The sequence below is a fragment of the Vibrio sp. 10N.261.51.C6 genome (genome assembly GCF_041471785.1).
Taxonomy (GTDB): Bacteria; Pseudomonadota; Gammaproteobacteria; order Enterobacterales; family Vibrionaceae; genus Vibrio; species Vibrio crassostreae_C.
The window spans coordinates 140,163-150,912 of sequence record NZ_JBFRPB010000013.1 but is presented as its reverse complement, the minus strand read 5'-3'; the positions used below and the strand labels follow the sequence as shown (position 1 = coordinate 150,912).

Annotated in this window: 9 protein-coding genes; 4 read left to right on the top strand and 5 right to left on the bottom strand. The window is 45.1% G+C overall.

The window, feature by feature from the left end; translation table 11 throughout:
- Positions 1-474 precede the first annotated feature (474 nt).
- Positions 475-1,383 (bottom strand): Tim44 domain-containing protein, encoded by a 909-nt coding sequence (locus AB4375_RS03950; RefSeq protein ID WP_017068945.1) that lies wholly within the window; start codon positions 1,381-1,383, stop codon positions 475-477.
- A gap of 196 nt (positions 1,384-1,579) precedes the next feature.
- Between AB4375_RS03950 and AB4375_RS03945 the strand changes: the two genes are divergently transcribed.
- From AB4375_RS03945 to AB4375_RS03935, 3 genes are all read left to right on the top strand, one after another.
- The gene (locus AB4375_RS03945; RefSeq protein WP_048613073.1) at positions 1,580-2,170 is read left to right on the top strand and encodes a TetR/AcrR family transcriptional regulator; all 591 of its coding nucleotides are present in this window, start codon (positions 1,580-1,582) and stop codon (positions 2,168-2,170) included.
- A 17-nt stretch (positions 2,171-2,187) separates the two neighbouring features.
- Entirely contained in the window at positions 2,188-4,062 is a 1,875-nt protein-coding gene (locus AB4375_RS03940; RefSeq protein ID WP_136974218.1) for an MFS transporter, read from the top strand.
- A gap of 146 nt (positions 4,063-4,208) precedes the next feature.
- Positions 4,209-5,129 carry a YeiH family protein gene (locus AB4375_RS03935; RefSeq protein ID WP_102320180.1) on the top strand — a complete coding sequence of 307 codons (921 nt, stop codon included), beginning with the start codon at positions 4,209-4,211 and terminating at the stop codon, positions 5,127-5,129.
- A 133-nt stretch (positions 5,130-5,262) separates the two neighbouring features.
- On the opposite strand, the gene AB4375_RS03930 is transcribed toward AB4375_RS03935, so the two are convergent.
- Both AB4375_RS03930 and AB4375_RS03925 read right to left on the bottom strand, forming a co-directional pair.
- Positions 5,263-5,430, bottom strand: a complete 168-nt coding sequence (locus AB4375_RS03930; protein WP_017068947.1) for a hypothetical protein — start codon at positions 5,428-5,430, stop codon at positions 5,263-5,265.
- A 106-nt stretch (positions 5,431-5,536) separates the two neighbouring features.
- Positions 5,537-6,415 (bottom strand): LysR substrate-binding domain-containing protein, encoded by an 879-nt coding sequence (locus tag AB4375_RS03925; protein ID WP_017071714.1) that lies wholly within the window; start codon positions 6,413-6,415, stop codon positions 5,537-5,539.
- A gap of 193 nt (positions 6,416-6,608) precedes the next feature.
- Between AB4375_RS03925 and nagE the strand changes: the two genes are divergently transcribed.
- Positions 6,609-8,054 carry an N-acetylglucosamine-specific PTS transporter subunit IIBC gene (gene nagE / locus AB4375_RS03920; RefSeq protein WP_017064077.1) on the top strand — a complete coding sequence of 482 codons (1,446 nt, stop codon included), beginning with the start codon at positions 6,609-6,611 and terminating at the stop codon, positions 8,052-8,054.
- 124 nt (positions 8,055-8,178) lie between these two features.
- On the opposite strand, the gene menE is transcribed toward nagE, so the two are convergent.
- The gene (gene menE, locus AB4375_RS03915) at positions 8,179-9,615 is read right to left on the bottom strand and encodes an o-succinylbenzoate--CoA ligase (RefSeq protein ID WP_017060172.1); all 1,437 of its coding nucleotides are present in this window, start codon (positions 9,613-9,615) and stop codon (positions 8,179-8,181) included.
- A gap of 64 nt (positions 9,616-9,679) precedes the next feature.
- Entirely contained in the window at positions 9,680-10,687 is a 1,008-nt protein-coding gene (gene menC / locus AB4375_RS03910; RefSeq protein WP_017060171.1) for an o-succinylbenzoate synthase, read from the bottom strand.
- Between the last annotated feature and the right edge of the window lie 63 nt (positions 10,688-10,750).

Sequence of the window (10,750 nt, the reverse complement as noted above, 5' to 3'; positions counted from 1 at the left end):
CTATTGGGGGTCAGTTCAATTGAGTTGGCTTTTTTCGTTTCTGAGCTTTATCTCTTACTAAACGTGTCTTCTAAAACAACCCTCAACTTCCTAAACACTAACCCGCTACTACAAATAACTAATCGAGCTAAATCATTCAAACATCAGTGATCCCATACTTCAGCATGACGCTCACAAACCAGATAAGCAGCGCAGCCTAAACAATGGGTCGATACATGTTCTTCGCATTCGTTCGCAATTATCTGTTTCTGCTGCAAAGTAACCTCAGGCTCCAATACGGGTTCAAAGAACTTTGTCATTACTCATTACATCCAAATAAAATCAGTTAGTTAGTCTCAGGTTAATCCAATCTTTAACTAAGATACATATCATTAGACGCAAAAAAGCCCCTGCTGATTTCTCAGCAGGGGCTTTCTATTATTTGGTGTTATTCCGAATAACTACATCCTATTGATGTTGAGTTAAATCCTGGAATTAACCTTGAATACCAACAATTAACCAAGGTGCATTGTTAGTTGTTAGGTCACGCTCTAGATGCCAGATATCAGTGATATCTTCTTCAACGCCATCCGCTGTGTCACGGTAACGACCGCTAAACTGAAGGCTTAGCTGTGCTTTGCTACCATCGTGGTCTGCGCGAACGATTTCAGCATCAACGTACATTACGTCTGTGTGCTGATCACCGTCTAGCTTATTACGCTCAGCTTTTAGGTCTTCAAATAGGCTTGGAGATACGTATTCTTCAATCGTGTTTAGCTCGTTGTGATTCCATGCACCTTGCAGTGTACGGTAGTGCTCACGAGAACCATTGATGAATGCCGCTTGATCAAAGCCCGGTGGGTAGTTATGTGGAACATCGCTTTGTGCACCAAAACCGAAACCACCAGCAGCGCCTTGTGATTGAGGTTGTGTTTGCTCGAAGTTATGAACATTTGGTTGTTGCTTAGGTTGTTCAAACTTGTTCTGACCCATGCCGCCGAATGCTGGCTGTTGGCCACGTGCATTCTGCTGATTCATTGAGCCCTGCTTCGCGCCCAACATTCCGCGTAGGAATTTAAACGCTAGGAAAGCAATCAGACCCATAATCAGAATATCCATGAACTGGATACCTTCAAATGCGCCACCAAAGAATGCAGCTAAAAGACCACCAGCAAGTAAGCCACCTAGCAGACCGCCCATAAGGCCTTTCTTGCTAGAGTTAGCTGCTGTGTTCTTACCTGTTTGATCTTGACGGATCGAATTCGTGTTTTGTTGTTTTGGTGCTGGAGCCGTTTTAAAGCTTTTGCCAAATGACTTACCACCACCAAACTTTTTCGCTTCCGCGATTGGCGTCACCGCGACTGTTACCAACAGGATCGCGACTAGTGAGAAAAATCGTTTCATTATTATCCTTTATAGGTTTTTTATCTTTCGACACCTTAATCATACTCGTTAACAAAGAACAATGAAATATTCACCGTGTTTACACATGTATCATAATATTGCGGCTATTAATTGATTACTAAACTAGCGAAGGGATTGACGGCACTCTGGGGCAGCATTAAAATATTGAACGATGTTCATTTAATAGAAAGTACCCATGGCAAGACGAAACGATCATACTCGCGAACAATTAGTGCAATTAACCTTAAAAACGGTGACCGACTTCTTAGAAGAGCACTCTTATCACGAGCTAAGTCTACGTAAAATCGCCAATATGATTGGTTACGTTCCAAGTACCTTAGTAAATGTATTTGGTAATTACAACCTACTGCTTTTGCATGTGGTCGCTCAAACATTAGATGAACTGGCGTCAGAATCCGCTGCAACTGTTGAACAATCGAGCAACCCTCAACAAGCTCTATTCAACCTTGCCTACTGCTACCACGATTTTGCACAGAGACACCCTCACCGTTGGCAGCTTATCTTTGAGCACAACATGAACGGTGAAAACCTTCCTGAATGGCAATCGAACCGCATCGATAGAATGACAGGCATGCTAGAACAGTTGCTAGTAGCGATTGCTCCTGAACATACGAAAAGCGAAGTCGTTAAAGCCAGCCGTGTATTATGGTCTGGAGTACACGGAATTACTCTACTTAGCGTTGATGATAAATTTTTCGCCTCTGAGCCTATTGATGGTAAAGAGCTGATCAATAACCTAGTCTCAAACTACTTAACCAACTGGTAATCATCCAAGGAAAGACAATGAACAACAGCAGCCAATCTTCGCTGTTAACGCAAAAAAGGTTCCTACCCTACTTTATTACCCAATTTCTAGGAGCCTTTAACGACAACATATTCAAAAATGTCCTGTTACTGTTTGTTGCTTTCGCAAGCGTAGACACGCTGCCTATTTCCAGCAATCTATTCATTAATTTGGCCGCAGGCCTTTTTATTCTGCCCTTCTTCCTATTTTCAGCTTTAGCAGGTGTACTGGCCGACAAATACGAAAAATCGTGGTTTATCCGTAAAGTTAAGCTCCTCGAAGTAGTGATCATGTCACTGGGTGCGATCGGATTCATCTACGAAAGCTACGGGATATTACTTCTGCTCCTGTTCCTTATGGGAACGCAGAGTGCTTTCTTTGGTCCGGTGAAATACGCCCTGCTTCCACAGCAGTTAGAAACAAAAGAACTGGTATCTGGTAATGCTCTCGTCGAGACAGGTACATTCTTAGCGATCCTGATTGGTACTCTAGGCGCAGGCATCATTGCATCTGAAGAAGGCGCGAAGCTCATTGCTGCGGTGTGTATTGTTTCGTTCGCCGTGCTTGGCTATGTATCAAGCTGCTTTATCCCACAAGCGCCAAGTAATGCACCAGACCTTAAAGTAAAGTGTCAACCTGTAAAACTGACCCGCGCGACACTGGCGATTGCAAAAAAAGACCGCCCGACCTTTCAAGCACTGATGTCTATCAGCTGGTTCTGGTTCCTTGGTGCGGCTTACCTAACTCAGTTTCCCAACTTCACTAAACTGCATCTAAACGGCACTGAAAGCTCCGTCGCCTTTTTACTGGCACTATTCTCGGTAGGCATTGCAATCGGCTCTTTAGCTTGCGATAAGTTATCTAATCACCGAATTGAAATCGGCATCGTGCCAATGGGCAGCTTAGGTATCTCGATCTTCGGTCTTCTGATGGCGATATCCATCCCGGAGTCTTTGCCTGACTTTAGTTCTTTCCATCAATTCGTAACCTACTCAGAGCTGTGGCCACTGTTTGCTTACCTTCTGCTTCTGGGTATCTCTGGCGGTGTCTTTATTGTTCCTCTGTATTCACTGATGCAGTTACGTGCCAAGCCCGACGAGCGTGCCCAAGTGATTGCCGGGCTCAATATCTACAACTCACTGTTCATGGTGGGAAGTGCGGTATTAGGTATTGTTTGCCTTAGTGTTCTAGATCTTTCAATTCCGCAGCTGTTTATCTTGCTCGCAGTGGGCAACACTTTGGTGATGCTGTACCTGTTTTATCAGGTGCCTATCTACGCTTTCCGCTTCTTTACGTGGGTGGTCACTCACACCATGTACAGAGTTAAACATAAGAACTTACATCACCTGCCAGAAAAGGGCGGTGCGTTGATTGTCTGCAACCATGTGAGTTATATGGATGCACTGCTGCTGAGTGCGGTTTGCCCTCGCTTGATCCGTTTTGTGATGGAAGAGGATTACACCAAGTTGCCGCCAATTCGACGCTTCTTGAAAAGAGCTGGGGTGATTCCAATCTCCGCGACCAACCGCAACTCGATTCGAAACGCTTTCAAAGAAGTAGAGCGTGCCCTGCATGAAGGTCACATCGTGTGTATTTTCCCAGAAGGAAAGCTCACCTCTGATGGCGAAATGGCTGAGTTCATGCGTGGTATGGAGCTGATCATCAAACGTTCCCCTGTCCCAGTGATTCCTATGGCTCTTAAAGGATTATGGGGTAGCTACTTTAGTCGTTACAAAGGCCGTGCCTGCAAAGGGTTACCCACTCGCTTCTGGACTAAGCTAGAGATAGAAGCTGGCGAGCCGATTTCACCTAAACAAGCCTCTTGTGAAACGCTTCGACAGTCAGTCTCTGACCTTCGCGGATCATTACGCTAGTTAACCAGCCCTTTATTCATATCAGTTGAACAAGCGTTAAGTTTTCCTTAACGTTTGTTCAATTCATTTAGACTTACTTATCATTTTATTGAACGTATAGTGGTCTCATCACAATAACGCCACAACAAAACAAGACTCTAAATACAATGAACCTAAAAAAGTCCGCTCCATTTTATCTTGCTGCACTGTTTTGCTTAACGCCTTGGGTTAGCTCACCGACAGCCCTGGTTATCGGTTTCCTGCTTGCTAGTTTAGGATTAGTCCCTGAACACTTGGAAGTCGGCAAACTTACCAAAAAGCTACTGGCCTACTCTATTGTTGGCTTGGGTTTTGGTATTCAGTTTGAAAAAGCATTAGCAGTAACAGGCGATGGTATTGGGCTCATTGTAACGACGATTATCGGTACATTAGTCATTGGTTGGTTCTTGGCGAAACAAATGGGGCTAGACCGCACTACGGGCTATCTTATATCTTCTGGTACCGCGATTTGTGGTGGTAGCGCGATAGCAGCAGTGGCACCCGCGATCAAAGCAGACGATGAACAGATTGGCTTGGCATTAGCCACCGTATTCGTGTTGAACTCGGTTGCTCTATTCTTATTCCCGATGATTGGTCACGCGCTTGAGCTCAGCCAACAAACATTTGGTACTTGGGCAGCGATAGCGATTCACGATACGTCTTCTGTAGTAGGTGCAGCTTCAGCGTATGGCGAAGAAGCACTGACGACAGCGACAACATTGAAGCTCGCTCGCGCACTTTGGATCATCCCAATCGCTTTAATTAGTGCGATGATCTTCAAGAACGATCAAAAGAAGATTACGGTTCCCTACTTCATTTTCTTCTATTGCGCCGCTATCGCGGTGAGTGACTTACTGCCACAATTTGAGATGGTCTATCAAGGAATCTTTGATGTGTCTAAGCGAGCACTGGTCGTGTGTTTGTTCTTAATTGGCTGTGGTATTTCAGTTGAGAAGTTAAAAGCGGCAGGGCCGAAACCACTGATGTTTGGTATTACAATGTGGGTCATGATCTCAACGGGTTCATTGGCGTGGTTAACTCTCGCTTAGCCCGCATAGAAACGCTTTAGATGTTTGTTCGGTGAACTAGACACTCAAGTTAGCGAGCAACAAAACAAAAAGGCAAAGCTCCAATGGGCTTTGCCTTTATCGTTTGTGGTAAGGGTATTCTTTGTTGTAACAATCACGAATCAAACAGGGGCTTATCACTCTTCTTGCTCTCTCTTTTCATTAAAACAAGTACCACAACCAACACAAATGCGGTGAGCTCAGCCAACGAACGAGTCAACCCCGATGAGATGATCGCTTGGCCTATCTGCAGTAAAACCGCAATGATGAGGGCAATTTTCATAATAAGACCTTATTCTATAATCCGTTATTTATATGGCTTATTATGATGGATGGTTATAAAGATAATAAATTCTGTTTTGAACTATCTAATTGCTAAATTAACTAACCTAACGCAACTGCCCTTCTAACCACTTAATAAAGGTTCTTACCTTAGGTCGTTTTTCCGTGCCTAACGGGCAGATTAAGTCATACCCTTGGTCTGTATCCATGCTCGGATAAGGTGTTATGAGCTCGCCAGTCTGAACATACTGCTTAACAAAATGATAGCGCCCCATCGCGACACCGATATTGCTGAGGGCACTTCTTACGCCCATATCCCGGTGGCTCACACAGTAAAATTGCTCAAACAAGTTCACATCTAAGCCGTGGTGTTTAATCCAACGCTGCCATACATCTGACCCTAGTGCATGAATGAAATTAATCCGGTGCAGCGATTCTAAGCCATCATCAAAGATGTCGTGTTCAGCCGCGTAACTCGGTGTACATACCGGAATATACTTTTCACCAAACAGGCGCTGTCGATGCATGTCTTTGAGATTTTCAGCACCATAGTAAATAGCGACATCGAGATGATTTTGATGAAAATCCTGCTCTTCTTGCGAGAAAATATTGAGATTAAACTTTGGGTATCGCTGTTTAAAATCAGCCAACCTCGGCAGTAACCAACTGTTGGCAAATGCAGGACTGGTACCGATATTGATCTGTCCATACAAGTCTGTGTTGGTAATGTCTTCGATCTCACCAAAAATAGAGCTTAACGACTTGGATAACGTTCGTTGAAAGCGCTGACCTTCTTCCGTTAGTTCCAGTTTACGAGTCCCTCGCACAAACAAGTTAAATCCGAGTTCACCTTCTAACACTTTGATTCGATGGCTAACGGCTCCCTGAGTCAAATGCAACTTTCTAGCCGCTAGCGTAAAGCTCATTTTCTCTGCAGTAACATTAAAAGTATGAAGATTTCTAAGTAAAGATTGATGGTTAGCCATACGAACTCATGCATTAAAAATTTTAATTCATACTACTACCCGTTTCGTTTGTTTGCATTAAGAAATAAGTTTTTAATAACCGTAGTTACTTAAAATCCTGCCTCGATCAATATTTGACTCCATACGTTGACGAGCAGAAACATTAAAAAAATTAATTACAAACTTAGGGGCACATATGAATATACTCGGGTATATGCAAAAAGTAGGTAAGGCATTGATGGTTCCCGTAGCCACACTGCCAGCTGCAGCAATCCTTATGGGGATCGGCTATTGGTTGGATCCTGTTGGTTGGGGTTCTGAAAGTATCTTAGCCGCATTCTTGATCAAATCTGGTGGCGCGATCATCGACAACATGGCGGTTCTATTCGCGGTGGGTGTCGCATTTGGTTTGAGCCGTGATAAGAATGGTTCTGCGGCACTGTCTGGCTTTGTGATGTTCCTCGTCGTCACCACGCTACTTGCTCCGGGCTCTGTTGCTCAGTTAATGGATGTTGAACTCAGTGAAGTGCCTGCGGCATTTGGCAAAATCAGCAACCAATTCGTAGGTATCATTGTGGGTATCATCTCTGCTGAGATCTACAACCGCTACTCAACGGTTGAACTTCCTCAAGCTCTAGCGTTCTTCAGCGGTAAGCGTTTGGTTCCTATCCTGACCTCAATCGCAGGTATGGCTCTCTCTTTTGCTCTACTTTACATCTGGCCAGCTGTTTACGACGCTCTGATCGTTCTGGGTATTAAACTAGAAAGCATGGGTGCGGTGGGTGCTGGTCTGTTTGGTTTCTTCAACCGTTTGTTCCTATCAGTAGGTATGCACCACGCTCTTTACCCTGTGTTCTGGTTCGACGTTGTTGGTATTAACGACATTCCAAACTTCTTAGGCGGCGCGCAATCTATCGCTAACGGTACGGGTATTCCAGGTAAAACTGGCATGTACCAAGCGGGCTTCTTCCCTATCATGATGTTTGGCCTACCAGCAGCAGCATTGGCGATGTATCACTGTTCTGATGCGAAAAACAAAAACCAAGTATTCGCAATCATGCTTGCGGCAGCTATGGCTTCATTCTTCACGGGTATCACAGAGCCACTAGAATTCAGCTTCATGTTCCTAGCACCCGTGTTGTTCCTACTGCACGCAGTATTAACAGGCCTATCGCTTTACATTGCAGCAAGCATGGAATGGATGGCAGGCTTCGGCTTCTCTGCTGGTTTCGTTGACCTAGTACTATCAAGCCAAAACCCACTCGCGGTTAACTGGTACATGCTACTGGTTCAAGGTGTGGTGTTCTTCGCGCTTTACTACGGTATTTTCCGCTTCGCTATCATCAAGTTCAACCTACGTACTCCAGGTCGTGGTGAAGAGATGGAAGCAGAAAAAGAAACTGAAACGCCAGAAGCATTGGCTAACCTAACCAACAGCTACATTGAAGCGGTTGGCGGTGCAGACAACATTCTAGAAGTCGATAACTGTATTACTCGTCTACGCTTAACTGTGAAAGACTCAGGTGCAGCAGACAGCGAGAAACTGAAGAAACTCGGTGCGGCAGGTGTGGTACCGGTTGGGAAAGGTGGTCTACAAGTTATCATTGGTCTAGGTAAGGTAGATAAAGTCGCTGAACAAATGAAGAAGGCACTCGCTTAACGCCAAATCTTGAATGACACGATAAATAATTAGAATTTGTGACGGCTTCACCACCGTCACAACCCCCTGAAGCGCAATTACGACTAGTCACCGTGTATTGCGCTTCATTTTATTGCTCTTCGCTCTATTTAGAACGGGTCTGCTGTAACCACTGCGCCAATCCAGCGCGCGAAACCTTAATACCATGTTGTTCCTGCTGAGGCATTCGATAATACTCAATAGGAAATTTGAACCGTTCAAGACGACCAGTTAACTGCTCGATAAACCACTCTTTGGTTGGCAACTCAGCACAATCGACAATCGCTGCAGGTCGAAATCCGAACTCATCATCTTCAATGGGAACAATAAAAGCCTGATTAACCTCAGACAATTGATTGAGTACTCGCTCAATTTCTTCGCAATGAATGTTCTCACCACCAGAAATAAACTGGTTGTCGGCACGGCCAATAATCGACACTTGTTCGCCAAGCCACTCACCAAGATCTTTGCTATCAAACCAACCGCTCTTATCAACTAATGGCGTTAAGTTACCTTGATAGTAATACCCGGACGCGAGCGTCTCGCCACCAATAAAGATACGTTGTTCTTCAATTTTTAGCTGGCGATGGTTAAGGACAAAACCGGCGGTGCTGCCGGCATCAACGGGCTTCGCGGTCACGGTTGAAGCCGCTTCAGTCATGCCGTATCCAAGCCATGTTTCGATGCCCATTTGTTGAGCTTCGAGCCCAAGTGCTTCTGGTATATGACTACCACCCAAAAGTACATGCGTTAAAGTAAGTGCTTGCTTACTCTTTAACAATCGATGTAGTTGAGTAGCGACCAATGAAGCATGACTGCATTCTTCTATATCGGTTTCAAGCTGACCTGTGCCTATTTTGATGCAACCACCAGCCGCCAACCAACGATGAACTATCGCCAGCCCCGACACATGGTACATAGGTAAACTCAGTAACCACGTGTCACCTTGTTGATAACGAAACACCTCAAGCAGCCCTGACGCAGAGCATAGGTGCTGCTCAAGTGTATGAGCGACCGCTTTTGGGTTTCCGGTAGAACCTGAAGTGAATACGATGCTCGCTAGATTTTGCGGATTGAAATTGGATTCTTGAGGTGTCGTTATCTGCTCATCATCACCATCAAACTTCAGTTCACTTAGGCAAGGCAAGGTCACCAACTGAGTATTCAAATCGGCAGTCTCTGATTGCTCTATTCCGCTATTGCCCAAGAGCCAAAGGTAGCTCTGTTGATCTGCTTGATATAAGGAATCGAGCTTTTGCTTCAGGCGTAAACTAGGCTGAGGCATCGTAAACGCACAAACCACACCCAAATTGAGTGCGGCAAGATAAACAGGGATCACTTCAGCTTGATTCTTACCAACAATCGTCAGTACATCACCTTCAGATAGGCCTTGATGAGATAGCTGTTGTTGGTACTCACTAACCAACACAAACACTTGCTGCCAAGTATAAGTGCGGTGAGTGGTCACTAACGCAGGTTGAAGTGGGTTTTGCTGCGCCCACTTTACCCAGAGCGGGGGATGATTAGATTGTGGGCGCATCATATGATAACCAAAAATAGATTAAGAACTTGTTAAGCTAACTAAATAGCCATTCAAATAGCTCGGTCTAAGAAGACCAAATCAATTGTTGCTTTTCAAGCGTAGAGACAGGCAACTGACAGCCCGGCCAAGAAACCTCTAGCTGCTGCTTGAACAAGCCAATCGTATCCAACCCCGGCACTTCATTTGGCAAATATTGCTGCGCCAGACGAGCAATCTGAGTCAGACCTAGGCTCGACTCAATGCTTGAGCTCAATACAGGTTTCATTCCAAGCTTCTGTGCTCGCTCAATGATTGCCACGCAACGCTCGACAGAACCAATAAGAGTTGGCTTGATCACGACTGCTTTAACACCAGTAAGGTCGCTAAGATCAAATTCCGGGCTGCGCACCGCTTCTTGCAGTGTCTCGTCCCACGCAATCGCCACACCATGGTCAATGGCAAAGGCCAAACTGTCTTCTGGCTTTTGGCAAGGCTCTTCGATAAAGCTTATACGCTGGCGCATTGACGGCGAAATGTATTTAATGAATTGCTTCGCTTTCTCTGGCTTCCACGCACGGTTGGCATCAAGTCTTAGAGTCAAATCAGGGATCGACTCAAGGAATAAGCTAACCAACATGCCATCGCGAATCGCTTCGTAGAGGCCGACTTTCACTTTCGCGACCTTCTCGCCTACCATCTCATTCAATACAGGAATCAGTTCATCTGGATCGCCTGTACACAAAGGCGCCGCTTGGTAGTTACCTTGAGCGTTAAGATCGCCTCGCAATTCCATCATCGCCATTGAAAAGCCAAACGCGACAGAAGGATACAGCTCGTCGAAAGGCGTTTGAGGCTTATTGTGGCTCCAAAGCTCTAATTCGTGTTGAAGCTGAATGCCAGCTTGTTCGGCATCTTCTTGGCTAAAACCGGGCAAAGGCGCAACTTCGCCAAAACCAGTTTTACCATCACACTCAAGTTGGATGATATAGCCAACACGTTCGTTCAACTTATTGTCACGAAGAACCACACCACTATCCATAGGTAATTGATAACGGTAAAGTTTAGCGTGACGCTGAGAATTCACTGAGTTCATAAAGTTTCCTAAAAAACGGGGAACATCAAAACAAAACGAGCCGCTATTAGCGACTCATTTTGA

Coding starts and splice junctions, on each gene's coding strand:
- AB4375_RS03950 (WP_017068945.1), bottom strand. CDS start 1,383: ATGAAACGATTTTTCTCACTAGTCGCGATCCTGTTGGTAACAGTCGCG.
- AB4375_RS03945 (WP_048613073.1), top strand. CDS start 1,580: ATGGCAAGACGAAACGATCATACTCGCGAACAATTAGTGCAATTAACC.
- AB4375_RS03940 (WP_136974218.1), top strand. CDS start 2,188: ATGAACAACAGCAGCCAATCTTCGCTGTTAACGCAAAAAAGGTTCCTA.
- AB4375_RS03935 (WP_102320180.1), top strand. CDS start 4,209: ATGAACCTAAAAAAGTCCGCTCCATTTTATCTTGCTGCACTGTTTTGC.
- AB4375_RS03930 (WP_017068947.1), bottom strand. CDS start 5,430: ATGAAAATTGCCCTCATCATTGCGGTTTTACTGCAGATAGGCCAAGCG.
- AB4375_RS03925 (WP_017071714.1), bottom strand. CDS start 6,415: ATGGCTAACCATCAATCTTTACTTAGAAATCTTCATACTTTTAATGTT.
- nagE (WP_017064077.1), top strand. CDS start 6,609: ATGCAAAAAGTAGGTAAGGCATTGATGGTTCCCGTAGCCACACTGCCA.
- menE (WP_017060172.1), bottom strand. CDS start 9,615: ATGATGCGCCCACAATCTAATCATCCCCCGCTCTGGGTAAAGTGGGCG.
- menC (WP_017060171.1), bottom strand. CDS start 10,687: ATGAACTCAGTGAATTCTCAGCGTCACGCTAAACTTTACCGTTATCAA.